Source organism: Streptomyces sp. NPDC052012 (assembly GCF_040689265.1).
Lineage (GTDB): Bacteria > Actinomycetota > Actinomycetes > Streptomycetales > Streptomycetaceae > Streptomyces.
Genome location: NZ_JBFAXA010000004.1, coordinates 301094 through 320139 on the forward strand (window position 1 = coordinate 301094; position 19046 = coordinate 320139).

Annotated in this window: 11 protein-coding genes; 1 reads left to right on the forward strand and 10 read right to left on the reverse strand. The window is 69.7% G+C overall.

From position 1 onward, the window contains the following. Positions 1-120: 120 nt before the first annotated feature. The 3 genes from AB0412_RS11050 to AB0412_RS11060 all read right to left on the reverse strand — a co-directional run bounded on the left by AB0412_RS11050 (position 121) and on the right by AB0412_RS11060 (position 4603). Complete coding sequence (locus AB0412_RS11050) at positions 121-2067, reverse strand: S41 family peptidase (RefSeq protein WP_366402231.1); 1947 nt, start codon at positions 2065-2067, stop codon at positions 121-123. 179 nt (positions 2068-2246) lie between these two features. Beyond that, on the reverse strand, positions 2247-2948 hold the full coding sequence (locus AB0412_RS11055) for a hypothetical protein (protein ID WP_366402232.1): 702 nt from the start codon (positions 2946-2948) through the stop codon (positions 2247-2249). A gap of 107 nt (positions 2949-3055) precedes the next feature. After that, positions 3056-4603, reverse strand: coding sequence for an alpha/beta fold hydrolase (locus AB0412_RS11060; RefSeq protein WP_366402233.1), 1548 nt, complete (start codon positions 4601-4603; stop codon positions 3056-3058). A gap of 444 nt (positions 4604-5047) precedes the next feature. On the opposite strand from AB0412_RS11060, the gene AB0412_RS11065 reads away from it, so the two are divergent. After that, positions 5048-5818: a BTAD domain-containing putative transcriptional regulator gene (locus AB0412_RS11065; RefSeq protein WP_366402331.1), complete on the forward strand. Its 771-nt coding sequence runs from the start codon at positions 5048-5050 to the stop codon at positions 5816-5818. Positions 5819-5987: 169 nt separating this feature from the next. Here AB0412_RS11065 and AB0412_RS11070 read toward each other — a convergent pair whose 3' ends face one another. The 7 genes from AB0412_RS11070 to AB0412_RS11100 form a co-directional block, all read right to left on the reverse strand. Further along, complete coding sequence (locus AB0412_RS11070; RefSeq protein ID WP_366402234.1) at positions 5988-8186, reverse strand: endonuclease; 2199 nt, start codon at positions 8184-8186, stop codon at positions 5988-5990. A 756-nt stretch (positions 8187-8942) separates the two neighbouring features. Continuing rightward, positions 8943-9971, reverse strand: a complete 1029-nt coding sequence (gene whiG, locus AB0412_RS11075; RefSeq protein WP_366402332.1) for an RNA polymerase sigma factor WhiG — start codon at positions 9969-9971, stop codon at positions 8943-8945. Between the two features lie 62 nt (positions 9972-10033). Then, on the reverse strand, positions 10034-10447 hold the full coding sequence (locus AB0412_RS11080; protein WP_366402235.1) for a sigma-70 family RNA polymerase sigma factor: 414 nt from the start codon (positions 10445-10447) through the stop codon (positions 10034-10036). A gap of 920 nt (positions 10448-11367) precedes the next feature. After that, the gene (locus AB0412_RS11085; RefSeq protein ID WP_366402236.1) at positions 11368-12561 is read right to left on the reverse strand and encodes a Cmx/CmrA family chloramphenicol efflux MFS transporter; all 1194 of its coding nucleotides are present in this window, start codon (positions 12559-12561) and stop codon (positions 11368-11370) included. Positions 12562-12927: 366 nt separating this feature from the next. Next, positions 12928-14337: an FAD-dependent oxidoreductase gene (locus AB0412_RS11090; RefSeq protein ID WP_366402237.1), complete on the reverse strand. Its 1410-nt coding sequence runs from the start codon at positions 14335-14337 to the stop codon at positions 12928-12930. Between the two features lie 59 nt (positions 14338-14396). Beyond that, positions 14397-16388: a polysaccharide pyruvyl transferase family protein gene (locus tag AB0412_RS11095; RefSeq protein ID WP_366402238.1), complete on the reverse strand. Its 1992-nt coding sequence runs from the start codon at positions 16386-16388 to the stop codon at positions 14397-14399. Positions 16389-17135: 747 nt separating this feature from the next. Further along, positions 17136-18926: an FAD-dependent oxidoreductase gene (locus AB0412_RS11100; RefSeq protein ID WP_366402239.1), complete on the reverse strand. Its 1791-nt coding sequence runs from the start codon at positions 18924-18926 to the stop codon at positions 17136-17138. Positions 18927-19046 lie beyond the last annotated feature (120 nt).

Sequence of the window (19046 nt, forward strand, 5' to 3'; positions counted from 1 at the left end):
CCGGCCGAGGAAATGGCCGCGTCGATCCCAGACGCCGTGATGCCGGCGGAAGTCCACAATGCCGGGCCCCGACTCTCACCGCCTTGGCGGGGGAGCCGGGCGCCATTGTGTGCCGTTGAGTCAGGGGATCCGTTCCGTCTTGCTGGCCACCAACTGGCCGGCCTCGAAGCCGTCGAGGCGGGCCGCCCGAGCGGTAGGTGCCGCGGGCACCGTCACATCGGCTTGGCCGTCGGTGAGATCGACCGAGGCGCACGGTCGTTGGTCGACGTACACGTCCACACGATCGACGTTCGCTGCCTTCACCTTGAGCTGCACGGAGCCGTTGACGGATACGGCGTCCGTGACGGACACGGTGTGCGGCTTCCGGTCCTTCAGGAGCAGACCCGCCTGGTCGAAGAGATCGGCGTTGTCCTCCAGGAGGTCCCGGCGGGTCATCCGGTGGAGTTCGTCGGGCACGACGCCCAGATCCTCCACGGGAGTGCCGGAGAGGGCGCCGACGCGGAGGGTGCGCCGGATGGACACACGCATGCCGGATCCCTTCGGCAGCGGTACGTACGGCGTGGCGCCGTCACCTGCGAGGAGGTCGGAGAGCAGTTTGTGGGTCCAGACATTGGCACCGCCGGCGCCGGTGTTCTCATCGGTGCCGAGAACCGGGCCGATCCGGTGGTCCTGGAAACCGGCCGCGAAGATGTCGGTGGCCGAGTAGCAGCGTGCGTTGGTGATGAGAACCACGGGCCCGAAGTACTGCTGCCCGACGGCGTTGGCACCCTCCTCGGGCGTGAGGGGGAAGGCACTCGAGAAGTTGGCGCCGGTCTCCATCGCCTGTTCCAGGGACGGGACCCAGGCGCCGAGGTCGATGCCGGAGGCACCGCTCTGGTGCCTGCGGCAGATACGCAGGTTGAGCGGGGTGTTGATGAACTGCACCGGCTCCGGGGTGATCCGGCGGGGGGTGAGGACCTGCAGGGCGAACTCGGCGGCGTGGATGTGTCCGCCACCGTTGTCCCGCACATCCACGATGAGACCGTTCTGTGGCAGCTGTCCGATGAGGCGGACGAACTCCCTGAGGAACGCCACCGGGTCGTCCACGCCGAACGTGAAGATGCGGATGTGGCCGAACCGCCCGGAGGACGTCTCTACTTGCTGCGCTTTGAACACCTTGGGCATGGACGTGGAGATCTCGCCCCGGCGTAGTTCGGGTGCCGGTGCATCGGCCTGGAGGGCCTGCTCCTGAGCGATGACGCGGGGGGCGAAGAGCAGCACCTTGGCCCTGCCGGCCTCGTCCCCGTCGAGATCGAGGCCCTGGGCCACGGCTGCGGTACTGATCGCGTCCGCGTCCACCATGGGAGGCAGGTTCTGCACGATCCGCCAGTTCTCGCGCAGTTCGCGTTGTGTGCCACCCTCATCGACATAGCTGACGGTCACCCATTCCTCGAAGGGAGGAAGGTGGATGCGCAAGGGCCGTACGGTGAGCGACTGGATGCCTCGGCTGCGTCGGGCGGGGGCGTTGCTGCCGGCGAACCGCGCCGCGTTGAGGTCGACGGCTGCGGAAATGGGGATACCGCTCCAGTGGGTGATTTCGACGCCGGGCGCGAAGCCGGGGGCGGAGAAGCCCTCGGCCACGTGAGTGACCATGAAGTGAGGGCCCTGCCCATCCGTGTACTGCTCTACCAGGAACGGCAGGAAGGCGATGCGGCCCGCAAAGGGCTCGGGGAGCAGGTAATTGGTGTGGAGATCTCTGACCGAGTGGAAGATTTCCGACATCTCGGCGTGGAACAGCCACTCCGGGGGCATGGTGTGCGTCTTCTGCCGCTCCAGGCGCCGACGCAGCACCCGGAGGCGCTGGACCGGGTTCACGGCGTGCATCGCTGTTTTGAGCGGCAGGTGGACGTAGTTCTGATCCAGCAGGACGAGAGCCTGATCGACGATGAGGCGGCGCTCCTCCAGGGTCAGGGTGCCCGCGCCTTGGAGGAAGCTGCTCAACGTTTCCGACGCGGCCAGGTGGTCGCGAACGGATTCCGCGGCGTGCTGGATGAAACCGGGTGTCCTGTCGTCAGTCAGGTCCGTCATGATGATCCTCCAGAAGGTGGTCTGCAGGGACTCAGCCCGCACCGGGAGAAAAGGCACGCGAAACGGAGTCGCGCTCGGCGTCAGCGGTGGCCGTGCCGGGAGAGTGGCTCGTCGACGGCGATGAGGAGTTGTGCATCGGGTTCTGGCTGCCTTTCCCATCGTCTCCGGCCGCTGCGTCCTCAGCCCAGGCGGATCGGCGGCAACAGCTCGTTCACGGGCAGGAGATCGAAGAAGTCATGTTCGGCCGCGGGTGCGTACCGCAGGAGTGCTGCGAAGCGGACCTGGCGGACGGTCACATAGTCGATGGCCTCCGGTGCGGCCTCGTCCAAGGATTCATGGACCGTGCCGTGCCAGTAGCCCGCGTCGGTCAGCGGATCACCGGTCCCCTCCTGAGCGGCTCCGGAGGAGAACAGGCTCACCGGCAGGTACAGCCGCGACACGCCCTTGTCCGCACAGGCCCGAGCGAGCTGCCTGCCCGTGAGCCCCTCCCCACCGCGCTCTCCGGGGGCGAACGGCGCCAGGATCACCACAAGCGGCAGCTCGCCCACGCACGCCCAACTTTGCGTGAAGGCTGAGCCGTGCTCCTGTCCGTACTCGCCGCTGTCCCGCGGCTCGTACGGTCGGCCCACCCCCTGAGGATCGGGCTGGGCGGCCCCGTCGAAGTACGCCCAGCGCCATCCTTCGGTCCGCCCGTCGGCGTTGCCCGACGTGGCACCCTCCGTCCAGGCATCCGCGTAGTCAGGGTCACGGACAAGTGGCGTCACAGGGACGTTCGGTGGTGAGCTGATGCCCGCGTCGTAGCCGTCCTGCCAGCCTTGGACCTGGGTCGGCACGAAGACTCCGGGGTCATCCGGGACCGGGTGGGGATTGTGCTGGGGCATGAGGAACTCCTTCGCTCACCGACTGGGCTCGCCCGCACAGCCGTAGGACCAGCCGGCCATGCCGTCCGCGTCGGATCTGTCGCTCATGAGGGATCCGCATCCTCTCGTCATCGCCAGGGCGTCACTGTGAGCCTGATACGGGCGTCCGCACCCACGATCGGGACGGCGGTGTCGGGCAGTTCGATGTGGTTGATCCAGATGTCGGGGCTCGGATTCTCGTCGCCACGGGGGTGGCTGCCCGGACGGTAGTCCCTGATGGAACCGGCGATGGTCGAGTTCCAGACGGCAGACAGGGCGGGCACGGAGCCCGCGCCGTCGGTGCCGACGTCGACGACGAGGATGTCGTCGAAGTCGGCTGTCTGCTCCAGGTGGTCACCGAAGTTCAGCAGGCCGTTGCTCTCACGCAACGACAGGATGCGCAGATGCAGTGCGTACCGCATGGTTCCGGTGTCGCGGGGTCGGACCAGGTCGCTGCACAGGAAGGTGTCCACCAGGGGTACGGCCCCGGTGCCCGGGTCGGCTTCCGAGGAGTGTTCGGCGGTGGAAATCCGCGTGCCGTCCCCCAGTTGGACGGGGCACCACTGCGCGCTGGTCCGCTCGTGCATCACGATCTGAAGCCCGCGCACGGACAGACCGACCTCGGCCTGCCAGGCCGTGTCCTCGCGCTCGGGCAGCCGGTGGCCGACGAGCGCGGCCTTCACCTCGCGGTCGCCGAACAGGAAGCGCCGCAGGTTCTGGTACCCCTCCTCGGAGTTGACGATCCCGTAGCGGCCGCTGTGGCTGCGGTGCACGTACGCCTGATGGGCACCGGGGACGTAGGCGTTGTCGATCTGTACCAGGCCGTCGCTGCGGGGCCCGACCACCGCAGCGGAGAGGCCGTGCGCCACGTCGTAGTCGGCCGGGTTGGTGCCGATCAGGCAGAAGACCCGATCGCGGGGGAAGGCGAGCGGCCGGTCAGGGGGCATCTCGCGGGGGTCCCAGTCCTCCTGGGGACCGTCCGGATCGGCGACGGACGCAGGCGTCAGGTACTCGTACATCCGCTGGGGACCGAAAATATCGGCACCGTTGATGCCGATGGCGTCGCGCAACCTCTCGAGCATGCCGAAGCCCAGGTCGAAGGTGATGCCGCCGTGCGGCGTACCGTACGTGAAGAGCTTTCCGACGCACTCGGCAGGATCGCGGCCGAGGTCCGGAAGAATCTTCTGGATCAGGCATCGGCACACCAGGCCGCCCATGGAGTGCGCCACCAGATGGACGCGCGGCGCCCCGGACTTCTCCCTGATCGTGTCGATCAGCGTCAGCAGGTCCTCCGCAGCCGTCTCCATGCGGAACGCCTTCGGCCGCCCGCTCCATGTGCTCGCGGACACGTCGTAGAAGCGGTGTATCCAGATGCTGTCGGGTGGGATCGTGGCATGCGAGTCCAGGTAGATCGCCTGACTGCCGTCGACCAGGATCTGATAGCCCTCATCAAGGTGCAGGCGCAGCAGGGGACTTTCGAACTGGTAGAAGTCGGGTTCGTTGTCCGGTCCGATACGGAGGTGCGTGGAGCCCTCGTTGAAGCCGTAGAAGGGGTCCGCCACGGCCTTGTTGATGCCTGCCGTGTCGCCGGCGAACCCTCGGACGTAGATGAGGGGGATCTTCTGGGGCTGATTCATGCGATGCTCACAGGCAGAATCGATCAAGGGTCACTGTGGCGGTCATGGCATCACCCCTGCTGTCCGAGAACTGCTCCTGTGGCTGGGCGCGCTTCGACCGTGGCTGGGCAGCCGTCGCGCCCGACGCTACGGATTGACTGTCAGCACCACGTCATCCTGACGTCATCGGGGCCCCGGGGGAGCCGCTCAGGGACGTGGCGTCCGATGCGTACGAGTGGTGCGGACCACCGCCGTGATCACTGGACGTGTCGCCCGCATCCGTCCTGGTGAACCGCCGTCCAGCGGGGTTGCACCGTGCGGATCAGGGGCTGAAACTGGTGATGAGTGCCTTGTCGAAGGATGCGGCACGTCCGTGGGGTCGCACCGGGGGAGCTACAGCGGCGACGCATGGCGGCGAGGCTGGGCAGCCCGAGTGCGCTCACGCAACACACTGTGAGCGAGGCGATGAGGTCGGTGTCTCCTCCCCAGTTGCGGTTGCTCGGCCAGTTCCGGCTGGAACTCGGTACCGAGACCGTCGAACTGTGCCGCAACGGCCAGCGGTTGCTGGCGTTCATGGGACTGCGGGGCCGGGTGTGCCGTACGGTTCTCGCCGGCACCCTGTGGCCCGACGTCACCGAGGAACACGCCCGTGGCAGCCTGCGCACCACCTTGTGGAAGCTCCCGCGCGGAGAGCCACCTCTGATCGCGTGCTGCGGAGACTCACTGGTGGTCAGCCCCGCCCTGCACGTGGACGTGCACTTCCTGACACGGACGGCGCTCGAGGTCGTGGAGGACCGTGGCTCACCGTGTCATACCCGGCCCGCACTGGAAATCCTGACAGGAGAGGACCTGCTGCTGGGGTGGGACGAGGACTGGGTGCTGGTGGAGCGTGAACGCCTGCGGCAACTGCGACTGCACGCGCTCGACGCGCTGGCCGAGGCACTGATACGGCAGGGCAGGCCCGCTCTGGCGATGGAAGCCGCCTGGGCCGGCGTACGCGCCGAGCCCCTGCGGGAGAGTGCCCATCGGGCCGTCGTGTCGGCGCATCTCGCGGAGGGCAACATCAGTGAGGCGGTGCGCCACTATGACGCGTTCAGCCAGTTGTTGAACGACGAACTGGGTGTCCCGCCCTCGCCGCAGTTCGCCCGGATGCTTCCCGAGCGACTTCCGGCACGAACCGCACGACGGGGTCGGGACTGCCAGCGTCGGGACCTTCTTCGAGGATGGTTCCGGTAAGCGCCGATGCCGTCGGCTCATACTCGATCGTCCGCTCCCGCCGCCACTCCAGTCAGGTCACGGCGCGCACCGTGCCGCGCCGTGACCTGGGGCTCTCGTCTGTCTCCCACCCCAGCGACTGTCGAGTCGCCGCGGATGCCAGAACGTCTACCCGGCCGGGGGACAGGACTCAGGGCCAGACGCCTGCGAAGTCGATCTCGCGTGCCCACTCGGGATGGTCTATCAGTGGATTCCGGTTGCCCTGGATCTCCGCGATGGCGGCGTTGCGGTGCAGCTCGTACTCGGTGACCGCCTCACGCTCGTGCCACTGCAGCAGGACCGGCAGCCGTTCCTGCGGGAACTCACGTGCCGCGTCGCCGACCTGGCCCGGATAGCGGAGGAGGAAGTACAGGGTCGCGCGGGCGACCGCGCCCTTGCCCTCCTGTGGTTCGAAGCCTGTGCGCTCGCGCATTCCGCAGGCGTCCCGGACCGTTTCGTCGAAGTCGGGGAAGTCGAAGTACGGGAAGTTGCCCCGGAAACTATTGCACCCGACCTCGCACGCGAACAGATGATGCAGGTCGCCCCGCATCGGCTCCTTCTTGGCGAACCACGACTGCGGCACCACGTGCTCGCAGTTGAACGGCATGGACGCCTCCAGCGCGTCGAACTCCGCCTCGAACTCGGCCGGCCCCGCAGTGCTCTCCTGCAGCAGGAGTTCCTGCACTCGGGCCAGCCGGGCCTCCGCAACAGCCGCGTCCGCCCGTATGAGCTCCTCGGCGGAGAAGTCCCTGCCGGAGTAGATGCTGCGCAGTCGGCCGTCCTTGTGCAGGTCGACCCACGGGTACACCAGTCGCATCGGCTTGTACCTGGGCTGGGGCTCGTGGGTCTCCGCCAGCAGCGTCGTCAGCGCACGGCGCAGCGCGTCACCGTCGCCGGTGCCGACGTCTGCGTAGTACGCGTCGCGTGCGGCGCTGTCCGCGGCCCGGTCGTAGTAGGGACGTTCCCGTGCGAGCCGGTTGTTGGCCAGGGCGGCGTCGACGTCCTTCTCGACCGCTGACACGACGTCCGCTCGTCCGGCCGGGGCTGGCTGCGGTGCCGCCAGCGGCGTCGGAGCGGGCAGCTGGGCGGGGAAAACCGCCTGCGAGGACGAGCGGGTGTCGAAGGCGACGGTGATCCGCAGGGGGACGGTGAGCTGAGCGGTGCCGTCGGCCGCGTGCGACTGCTCCTGGACCTGCACCGGTGAGCCGTCGGTCACCCGCCGAGGAGACGCGCCGTTGTGGGCGGGCATCGCGGGGGCGCTCTCCGTGGGAGACGGGGCGAGTCCGGTGGTGAACACCTCGTCCCGCAGCCGGGCCGCCTCACCGGACAGGGGTACCTCGTGCAGGGCCCGGAGCACCCGGCTGATCCGCACACCCTCGTTGGCCCGCCAGGCCAGTTGCTGCTCGCCCATCTCCGGCCGCCACACCGTGCCGTCGATGCTGAGTGGCCGGCCCTCGGCGTCGGTCTTCGGGACAGCCGAGTGGTGCAGCCCGACGACCTCCCACTGGTCGTTGAAGACCGGAGAACCGGACGAACCCTCACGGGTGTCGGATTCGTAGTGCAGGAACCGCTCCAGCACGTCGACGATCTGGTTCTCGCGCAGAGCGATCTGCTTGGGCTCGCCCCGAGGGTGCTGGATGATGTTGACGAACTCCCCGACGACGACCTTCCCCTCGGCCTCGCTGAGGACCAACCGGCCGAACGATGACAGCGCCTCGCCCTGAGCACCGCGCGGTGACACCGCGACGAGGCTGTAGTCGAGCGCCCGGTCGGTGATGAAGAACCGCAGGGGCTCCAGCTGGAAGACCGCCGGTACCAGTGGGCTCCCGTCGACACCGTCCTGGAAGGCGAAGGCGACCTTGCTGCGGCTCGCCTCCTCCGGGCCGCGCAGGACGTGATTGTTGGTGAGCAGCAGCGACGGGGACACCATGAATCCGGTCCCGTGTCCGCCTCCCGGTCCGCTGATGGTGACCCGGCCGACCGAGCGGGAGACCTGGACACCTTCCTCCAGGAATGCGACGGGAGTGAGATTGTTGCGTCCGATGAGGCGCTCCAGCCCCAGCACTTCGCTGGTGAACGCCTCCGGGGGCAACTGCAGGGTGCTTCCCGCACTGCTGGCGGGTTCCGTCGGTGTGTGCTCGATCGCCCGGGCCATGGCCCAGTCGGCGCCGAGACGCGCCAGCCGCTTCTCGACGCGCTCGGGAGTGTCCGCGTACAGCGGGCCGCGCGTCTCGATGACGGACTGGTTCCGTTCCCGCCGTTCGGTTCGGTTCGCGTAACGTGCCGCGGCCATCGTCAGCTGCGACAGATAGTCCGACTCTCGTTCGGAAGCGAGTTCCGCCGTGGCCATGATCTGCCTCCCGGCCTGTTGTGATTGTGGCGGTGGTGTCTGAGACACGATTTCTTCTGAGGCAGGCGGGACGGCGTTCTGCTGAAGGCGTCGGCTCTGCCGGGGATGCGCGCGCAAGACGTGAGGCGCAGCGCTCATGTTCGCAAGGTGCTTCCTGCTCCCGATATTTGCAGATGTGCGATATATGTGCAAAGGGGTCGCAGGACCTGTCAGCGCATCAGAAGCGGCACGCGTCACCGACGGCTGCCCCGATGCGGTTCGCTCCTCGGCTATGGGGCGCCGACGATCAAGTCATCGGGAACGTGAGGAAGTTGCAGCTTCTACGGTGCCTTGTCGAAACTCTCACCTCCGGCGTTGGTCCGTTTTGCGGCCCCCATCCGGGCGACCTACGCTGGAAGCGTCCATTGCATCCCAGGGTCACGGAAGCAGACGGGTGACCCACATGAGCGAGCATGTGACCAGGTCGCCGTCGCGGGCGATGCGAGGCGCTGTCCGAAGCGACAGCCCCTGACCGACGACGGAGCGGGCGCTCCGAAGGCGACCCGGCGATCTTGCGCCGTACGAGGAGCACACTCCGTCCCGCCGGGACTTGCGGCCGCCCGGCGTGAGCCCCTGCGGCTGTCGCCGTCCGGCGTCGGCGATCAAGCGGTGGGTACGGTCCTGCGCCGCGAGAGTGAGTGCCGCACGAGCGCCAGGCATCCCACGGCACCGATGTCATTTGTTGCCGGTTCCTTTCGAGTTGCGGCTGGTTGTCTGTCAGCGTCCGAAGCCGGCCAGTTTCGCGCGCAGCTGGAGGACGGACTTGGTGTGGATCTGGCTGACTCTGCTCTCGGTCACCCCGAGCACGTTGCCGATCTCGGCCAGGGTGAGCCCCTCGTAGTAGTACAGCGTGACGACGGTCTTCTCCCGCTCGGGCAGCGTGTTGATCGCCCGCGCCAGAAGCCGCCGCAGCTCCCGGTCCTCGGCGACCTCCACCGGATTGTCGGCGGCGGTGTCCTCCAGCGTGTCCATCAGGCTCAGCCGGTCGCCGCTCTCCCCGCCGGCGTGCAGCAGCTCCTCCAGCGCGACCACGTTCGCGAGCGACAACTGGCTGAAAACCGCGTGCAGTTCGTCCACGGCGATGCCCATCTCACGGGCGACCTCGCCCTCCGTCGGGGTGCGCCGCAGCCGCGCCTCCAGCGTCGCGTACGCCCGCTCCACATTGCGCGCCTTCTGCCGCACCGAGCGCGGGATCCAGTCCAGCGCGCGCAGTTCGTCGATCATCGCGCCCCGGATCCGGGTGATCGCGTACGTCTCGAACTTGATCTCCCGGTCGACGTCGAACTTCTCGATCGCGTCGATCAGTCCGAACACCCCGGAGGAGACGAAGTCCGCCTGGTCGACATTGGGCGGCAGTCCCACGCTGACCCGGCCCGCGACGTACTTCACCAGCGGCGAGTAGTGCAGGATCAGCTGCTCGCGCAGCCGCTCGTCCCCCGTCTCCTTGTACGACCGCCACAGCTCGTCGAGCGTCGAGGGAGCGGAAGGTCGCGCACGGCTCCGTTCGGCCGATGCGGCGGGCGACTGCTCGGCGAGTGCGGTGGCGCCCAGGGGTGCGGTCCGCGCCGTCTGTTGTGGGCGGGTGTGAGCGGACGACGCAAGCGCAGGACGAGAGGCTCTGAGTTCTGCGCGGGCCACGCTAGCCGTCGGCTCTCGCCGGAGCCTTTGCTTCAGCACGGCCAGGGAGGCTTCCGTTTCCGTCGGCGGCACGGCCTGTGCCAGCGCCCGCTCGGTCTGCTGCAGCATGTCCCGGACGGGGTCGTGCTCGGCCGGCGGGGAGGAGCCGGCAGGCTGCTGCTGGTGCGGTGTCACTGGTGCTCTCCTCCCTCTCCTGAGAGCAGACCGGACCGTTTCAGTTCGACCGCGAGCGGTTCGAGTTTCTTGCGGGCGTCGCTTCGGTGCTTGCGCACGGTCGAGGGCTCGATCTGCAGTGTGTCGGCGATCTCGGCTGTGGCCAGGCCCGCCAGGTAGGACAGCGCCATCACCTCGCACTGACGAGCGGGAAGGGCCGCGATCTCGGTACACACCTGGAGGAAGCCTTCCTTCACGTCCATGAGTTCGGCCGGGTCCGGGTCGCGGCCCGGCCGCTCGAAGTCGTCGAGGGGGGCGGTGTCGGAGTGGCGGCGGCGCAGGTTGATCGCCTCGTGCAGCACCGTCGTGGCCAGCCAGGAACCCAGTTCCGCACCGGGGCGGCGTCCGGGGCGTTCATGCGGCGCCAGCACTGGGCGAAGGCTTCTTGCACGGCATCGGACGCCAGAGCACGCTGGGCGCCGCACACGAGGGAGGCTTTGGCGAGCAGCCGCGGATACCATTCCCGGTACACCGCGTCGAACTCCTCCTCGCAAGAGTGTCCGGGCATCTATTCCTGCTCGTTGTCGGGAAGCCGCACGGCCCACGAGACACCGTCCTGGTCGGTGACCTCAACAGAACCTCCGCCAGAGGAAAGCTGCTCCAGCACGACCCTCAGCGTTTCACGCCGGACCACCTCACGGATCCAATAGGCACAGGCACGTGCGGCGATCCCGGCTGCGGCGCTGACACCCGTCGCCAGGCACGCCCACCCCAAGACTGTGAGCACCGTGGTCTTCTCCTCTTGCGTCGCTCTCGCGCCGGGAGGGCTCCCGGCATCTACAAGAGGGCAGCGGCCCGGAAAACGCGTAGGCGGGCCACCGGAGGAACGCGGAATCACCCAATGAGGTGATCATTCGCATGTCGGTTCGAAGTCCGTGACGGATGGTTCGGCCGTGACCACGCGACCACCCGACCGCACGACCCGCGGTCACGGTGACCGCCACAGCCACACCCCCCGTCGCGGCCCGCGCACAGGACCCGCACGCCGCACACCGGCCTCCCCGGCACGGCGGGAGAAACCTGCGGCGCGCCGCTCGGCTCGGCCCTGACCAGCAGTCCTGCCGGCCGCACCCTCCGCCGGCGCGAATCCAGGTGCCGGCACGACGTGTCGGGTGTCGGGTTGCGTGCTGCCGCCGCCCGTGCCCACCCCTCATGGCGTGCCGTCAGGCGTGCCGTCACCAGAACCCGCACCGGATGCAGCGCCGATCCGGTCCACGAGCCGAGTGACCTCGGGGGCGGTGGCGTGATCGAAGACGGGGAGCCGACCGTCACGGAAGTGGAGCCACCGGGCTCATGCCCCGGTCCTGTTCGACGTCGGGGCAGCGCGGAGGGGGAGTGTGGCGGGCAGGGTGACCGCGATGAGGAGGCCGCTCACCCACAGGGGCCCGAGGGTCCCGGCTGCTGTGCCCAGGGTGGTCGCGGCGACGAGCGGTCCGCCGGCGGCGCCGGCATTGAGTGCTGCGGTGGCGTACGAGCCGGCCATGGTGGGAGCTGCTGCTGCCTCGTACAGGACCCTCGTGATCAGTGTGCTGCCGAGTGCGAAGGACAGCGCTCCCTGCACGAACACGAGGGGGAACAGGGCGGCCGGCTGATGGGCCAGTACGGCCAGGCTGGGCCAGCCGATGAGCAGCAGCGGACCGGTGACGGCGATGACCAGGTCGGGGCGCCGGTCGGACAGCCGTCCGGCGACGGTGACGCCGGCGAAGGAGCCGGCACCGAAGAGCATCAGGGCGACGGAGACCCACAGGTCGCCCAGCCCGGCGGTCCCGGTCACCACGGGGGCGAGGAACGTGAAGCCGGCGAAGGTCGCGGCGTTGACCAGCGCGCCGAGCAGCATGACCCATAGCAGCCGCCGGCTTTTGAGCTGTGCGAGTTCCGCACGGAGGGAACGCCCGTCGGCGCGGAGGCAGTGCCCGTCGGCTGCTTCCTTGTGCTGTCCGCGGTGTGCTGGGAGTCCGGTGAGGATGCCGGCGGCGGCGGGCAGGCAGAGGGCGGCGAGGGCCCAGAACGTGGCCCGCCAGCCGAGCACCGTGCCGAGCACGGATCCACCGGGAACACCGGCGATCGTGGCCATCGTGGTACCCGACAGCAGCAGGGCGAGCGCACGTCCCTGCTTGCCGGCCGGGACGAGAGTGGCTGCGGTCGTCAGGGCGACCGCGAGGAATCCCGCGTTGGCGAGCGCTGCGACCACCCGCGTTGCGCACAGGAGACGGAAGTCGGAGGTGGCGGCGCCCGCGGCGTGGGCTGACAGGAACACGAGGACGAACCCGAAGAGGCTGGAGCGCGTGGGCCAGTTGCGGGCAAGCGCCGCCATGAGCGGGGCGCCGACGATCATGCCGAGCGCGAAGGCCGAGGTGAGCAGGCCTGCTGTCCCGACGGTGACGTCGAGGTCCGAGGCGATGTCCGGCAGGAGGCCGGCGAGCATGAACTCCGAGGTGCCCATGGCGAAAACCGCCAGGGCAAGCATGTACAGCGGGAAGGGCATCGAGTGGCTCCGAGGTGAGGAGAAGCACGAGAAGGTCATCTCGTCACCGCGGTCAGCACCCAGGGGTGCACCTCGCCCGGCCGCGTAACGGCGGCAGGACGGCAGGGCTGTGAACTCAGTGGTTCAGGGGGCTGACGGCGTGACCGAAAGCCCCCGCCCTGTCTGACTCTGGACTCGACACGGGCCGCACGCTACCTCACCGGCGCCTGTTGCAGCACCTCTCTTTTGCTCCTCCTCGCCAAGGGCCACGTCGATGCATCCGACCCCGGCGCTTCTTCCGCCTGCTGGAGGAGGCCGGCGGTGACCGGTGCGGGCGGGGCTCCGAAGGGCTTGTGCGCGGGGCGCCGGCCGGGCGCGGCGTGTTCGTCAGGGCAGGCTCGCGCCCTGGGTGCGCAGTTCCTGCTGGACGGTCGCGGCGGGGATGTCCTTCGGCGGTTTTCCCTGGGTTGCTGCGAGGGCGGCACAGACGCCTGCCGCGTGGCCGGTGGCCATGGAGATCGGCATGACGCGGTAGGAGGAGTGGGCGACGTGGTCGCCGGAGATGCAGCGGCCTGCGGTGAGGATGCGGTCGAGGTTGCGGGGGAGGAGGCAGCGCAGGGGGATGTCGTAGGACTCGCCCGGCGGGAGGCGCTTGAGGGTGGTGCCCCGGCCGCTGGGGTTGTGGATGTCCACGGGGTAGGCGCCGCGGGCGACGGCGTCGGGGAACTTCCGGGCGGTGAGGACGTCTTCGCCGGTGAGCTGGTAGTCGCCGGTGATGCGGCGGGTCTCGCGGACGCCGGTCTGTACGCCGCTCTGGATGATGTAGGAGTCGGCGAATCCCGGTACGCGGTTCTGCAGGAAGCGGGCGATCTGTGCCATCTGGCGGTGGGCGGAGAACTCGGCGCGGGTGAGGTCCCAGACGCTGGTGCCGAGGACCTCGGTGACGCGGGTGGAGTTGACGGCGATCTCCCCGGTGTTCGGGGTGGCGAAGAAGAGGATGTCCTCGCGGGGAAGGTCCAGTTCGCCGGCGTCGGTGGCGGCGCGGACCAGGTCCCACAGGCCGTGGACGCCTTTCCACTGGTCGGGGTGGGCACGGACGTATGCGGTGAAGGCGTCGTGGTCGAAGCGTGCCATGCGGAACATCAGGGTCATGGGCTGGGTCCAGCCGTCCTCGGGCCGGCCGGTCTCGTAGGCGGCTCCCGCTGCAGCGGCGATGTCGCCGTCGCCGGTGCAGTCGACGATGACGTCGGCGTCGATGACGACCGGGCCGGATTTGGTCTCGAACACGGCCCGTGCGCGGTCGGGGAGGGAGATGACGCCGGAGGCGAAGGCGTGCAGCAGGGTGCGGACCTCGTGGGTCTCCAACAGCTCGTAGGTCACCAGTTTGAACAGTTCCGGGTCGAAGGGCACCGTGTAGCCGGTCTCGAGGGAGGGGCGGATCGCTGCTCCGGCGCGTACCAGGTGGTCGAGGAGCATCCACAGCACGCCGCCGACGACCGGTTCTCCTTCGCCGTGGTCGGGGGGCAGCAGGCGGGCGGAGTCGCCGGTGACGGCCTGCTTGACCTCGTTGTGGAAGCTCATCAGCGGCATGACCAGGGCGGCGGTGGCGTTGCCGCCGAGGAATCCGTACCGCTCGGCGAGGACGACCTGGGCGCCGGTGTTGGCGGCGCCGACGGCGGCTGCGATGCCGGCGGGTCCGCCTCCGACCACCAGGACCTGGGTGGAGCCGGCGTGCAGGGCCTGGCGCGGCGGAAGGGGCACGCTGCGCGGGACGCGGGGCGGCTGCAGGTGGGACATGGTTCCTCCTCGGCGCGGCGGCGGTGCGGCGGGCGGGGCCCCCCGCGGGTTCTGATGGGTCAGCCGGTCGCCGGCGCGGCCGCCGTCGCCGCGGGTCCGGCGCCCGGGCCGGTGCGCGTAGCGGCGCCGGTGCTGGGGGCGGGGGCGGTGCGGTCCAGGTAGGCGAGAAGCCGGTCGGCGGTCTGGGCGGACCGGGTCCGCATGGCCGCGGTCCGCGCGGCCATGTGCGCCGTACGGGCGAGCCGCTCGTCCCACAGCCGGTCGACCTCGGCGAGCAGCAGCCCAGCTGTCTCCCGGACGACACCGCGCAGGGCCGGCGCACCGATCTGCTGGGCGAAGTCGAACACTTTGCCCGCATACGGCAGCGGAAGCAGGGGGATGCCCGCGAGCGCGGCGAAGATCAGAAAGTGCAGCCGCATGCCGATCGCCAGGTCGAGCTGCGCGGTGATGTCCAGGACCTGCTGCGGGCCGTAGTCGCCGTGCAGCACGGTGCAGTGGTCGGCGTCCGCCATGTGCGAGACCACCGCGTGGGCGTGCCGGATGTCGTCGCGTTCCATCGGGACGAAGACGATGCGGGCGCCCAGCCTGTGGACGAGGAAGTCGCCCACGCCGGCGAGCAGCTGGTGGTAGCCCTCCTCGTCGAGGTGCTCGGCCGCCCGGCCGGGCTCGCGCACGCTCATCCCCACCAGAAGGGGCCCGCGCGGAACGGCCTCGGCGCGCAGCAGGCGGGCCCCGCTGCCGCCGGGTTCCAGCAGCAGCGCCGGATCCGCGGTGACCGTGACGGGGCGGCTCAGGCCGGCCTCCTCCAGCACCAGCTTCGACTCCTCGTCGCGGACGGTCACCTCGGCCGCCTCGGAGAGTGTGGCGCGGATCCACGTGCAGTCGGCCTCGTCGGTGAGCGGGCCGGCGCCGACCGCGTAGGTGAAGACGGGCACGCCGAGGTGCTGGGCGGTGCGGGCCAGACGCAGGTAGCGGCGCGCCTCGGTGTCGTAGAGGATGCCGCCGCCCCCGAGCACCAGCACGGTGAGGCGGCGCAGGTGCTCGGAGATCTGTTCCCGGCACACGCCTTCCCAGCCGACGGCCTCGACATCGGGGTGGATGCGCCGGCTGTGTTCGGGACGGCGGGAGAAGACGACGACACGGGCGTCCGGGCGTCCGGCCCGGATCCGGTCCAGCATGGCGGTGAGGATGGCCTCGTCGCCGACATTCCGGCCGCCGTAGGACCCGAGTACCCCTACGGTCACCCTGCTTCGGTCGCACATGGTCGGCCCTCTCGCTTGGTTCACCGGCTCAAGGACAACAAGGGGGTGGGCCTGCAGCGGCCCGCCGCCTGCGGGGACGGCATGTGGTCGGGCGCTTGTGCTTCTCTCCAGGTTCACCGTGATGGGGGGATTCACGCGCCTGCGGGCCGAGGAATCGCCTCGGGAAAAAAATGGGGGGGCGCGGCCGGCGGGCAGGGCGGTCGGCGTGCTGCTGATCGCCGGGAAGGGGAGAGCCGCTGAGCGCCGGGGAGGCAAGCGCGGCCCGGCCGTGTCGTGGCCTATGCGGGCGTTGAGCGGGCGGGCTGCGGCTGCTGCCGGGGCGGGGGTGCGGTGTGCTGCCGGGCCGGTGATCCCGCTGGGGCGGGTGGCGAAGGTGCGGTGGCGCAGGAGGAGGAAGCGGGCGATGCCGGTGAGGGCGGAGGCGGTGAGGTAGACGGTCTGTTCGGTGAAGGTGCTGGCAGCGGGGTGGAGCAGGTGCAGGATCCACGTGGCGATGCTGGTGGCGAGGTAAGCGGCTGTTGCGGTGGCGGCGGAATGGGCGTGTTCGTGCGGGCGAACGCTGCGGCCGGTGGTGAACGTGATGCGCGCGTGCAACTCGGTGGACAGCACGGTCGTGACCGCGGTGACGATCGCGTTGGCGGCCGCCCAGGGCACGACGGTGGCCAGCAGCGGAACGGCAAGGCTGGAGAGGATGCCGGTGGTGCCGCCGAGGGCGGCGAAGCGGAGGAAGGAGACGAGGGGACGGGCGGGGGCCGCCGCGGCGGGTGCGGGGGCGTGCGGCGGATGCATGGCGGTGGTCCTTCCTTCACAGGTCCGGGGGCGGGACGGCGTGCGAGTGCAGGTGCCTGGTGGCGGGGTGTCACAGGCCGCGCGCGGTGATTGCGCCGTGGGTTCTTTCGAACAGGGGAAACGCTATGTTGCATTTACTGATTCATCAACAATGATGCTGCGCTGAACTGCCAAATATGCAGCTCAAAGTGGCGGAATCGTTGCAACAGCGTCACGGTTAAACGCAACGAAGCCTCTCAAGCATCGTTGCAATGGCTTGGGGTGAATGCGCCGAGGGATGCACGCCGGCCCCGTGAGGTCCTGATCCTCGTCGGTCTGCCCCTGCCCCGGGGATTTCACCGGCGGGGCCTCCAAGAGGGCGGCTCTCGGGTGATGGCGCCGAAAGACCGCGTCTCCGCGAGCAACCCCGCCCCCAGGACGGGAGCAACGCGCCCCCCGGGGCCGTCACCGCGGCATCGAGCACACGGAGCAGACCCGGTCAGACCCGGTACGCCCGGGCGAAAGCCCACGCCCCCGGTGAAGATGGGGCTGGTCGACAGTGCCGCACTCCGCCGCGACCCGAGCCGCGCTCCCGCCCGACGCCAGACGACGGGCGGCATGCTCTGCCCTGTCGGCCGTGCAACGAGCCCCTAGGGCGTGTCCGCAAAGTCCCGCCTGCCCTGCGACGCCCGCCGCAGGGCCCGCCCTTCGGGCGGACGACGCGACTTTGCGGACACCCCCTAGCCCAGGTCCAGGGCGAATGAGCCCCTAGCCCAGGTCCAGGGCGTTCGGCAGGCCCCAGCGGTAGCGGGTGAGGTCGTGGCGCTTGAACGCCTCGAACTCCGGGGCCCGGTACAGCGGTGTGATCGTGCAGCGCGGTGCGTCCGAACCCGCCCTGTCCAGCAGGGCGTTGACTGCGGCCCGAGCGGAGGCGTTGGCGCCTTCCATGGTCGCCAGGTCGATGTCGACGGAGACGTAGTCACCCGCGAGGAAGAGGTTCGGGATCCTCGTCGCCGCCGTCGGCCGGTTGCGGAGGGTGCCCACGGGGTGGATCAGCAGCTCGTCCTCGTTGACCGGATGGGGGGTGCCGATGCCGTCGACGCCGGGATCGAGGAACCACGAGTGCAGCGCGCTGTCCCGCAGCACCGCCTTGCCCGTGTCGTTCAGCGCCGCCTTCAGCTGCGCCCACACCTCTTTCGCGACCTCGGCCCGGGTGCACTGCTTGGCTGTCCTGCCGTAGAGGATGCCGGGCCTGTCCCACTCGGAGATGTCGACGGAGAGGCAGTCGACGGCGGTGCCGTCGCCGTAGTCGGCGGGGAAGTCGCGTCCCGGCCAGTGCCCGGCTTGCTGGATGGCCGTCAGGGCCCAGGGCGAGTCGACGCAGTTGAGGTGTCCGTCGAGCAGGGGAGCGGACTCGGTCAGGTAGAACTGGATACCGGTCATCCAGTCCGTCTTGAGATTGTCGCAGCGTGCGAGCTGGGGGTCGGCGGCCCGCAGGGCCGGTCCCCAGGTGCGGCGGGCGTGCTCGACGGGCATCGCGCACACGTAGTGGTCGGCGGTCACGGTCCGCGCCTGGCCGGCCGGCCCGGTGATCCGTGCTCCGGTGACCCTGCCCCCGCCGTACTGCACCTCCCGGACGGTCCAGCCGACCTCGAACGCGACACCGAGCGACGTCAGGTGATCGACCCACGGGTCGATCCACGCCTCGTTCGTCGGCGCGTTGAGGATGCGGTCGAGCGGGCCGTCCGCGCCGCGCCCCAGCCCGTTGAGGAGGAACGCCTCCAGCAGCCTGGCCACCGTGCGCGTGCTGGCTTCCTCCGCCTTGGTGGCGACGATGTTGCGGGTGACGCCGACGGCCAGGAGGCGCTGGTAGTCGCGGGTCATCCGCTCGGCTCTGATGTAGTCCCACCAGGGTGTGTTCTCCCAGACCTCGTCGCGCCGCTCGTCGCAGCTGGTGAGGAAGACCAGGATGCGGTTGACGAAGTACGCCGTCTGATGCGGGGGGATCCCGCGCGCGGTCTCGATGACGGCGGTCAGTGCGCGGCGGACGTCGTCGAGGGTGAGGCCGGGCGGTTGGTGGCCGGGCCAGGGCAGGGGCAGGCGCAGGTCCTCGCGGCCGGTGCGGGCGAAGGACATCTCCGAGGGGGCGACGAGGTTGTCCCGGACGCCGCCGGGATTGCCCGGGAACGGGATGCGCCGCATCGTGTCGGGCAGGTTGTGGTAGATGCCGGGGATGAAGCGGAAGCCGTGCTCGGCGGGTAACTCCCGCCGGCCGCCGCGTGCGCTGCCCGGCACGCCCATGCTGCGGGCTTTTCCGCCGAGCGCCCGGCGCTCGTAGACGGTGACGCTGAAGCCGCGCTCGGCGAGTTCGTGCGCGGCGGTCAGCCCGGCCACTCCGCCGCCGAGCACGGCGACCGACTGCGGGACGCGTGCTGAGGGGTGTCTTGCGGGGTGTTGTGCCGCGGCCTCGGCCGTGCTGGCGGTGCCCAGCGCGGCAGCGCCGCCGGCCGCGGCGGCCCCGGCCATGAACGTACGTCGTGAGGTGCCCGAACCGGCCATCCGATCCCCCTCTTACCGCAGGTAACCATCGCGTGCGCCGCAGGAGCATACGAACAACCCGTGAGACCCGGAAGAGACGTGCGGCCCCCTTCCTGTGATGGCCGGATACGGAGGCGCCCG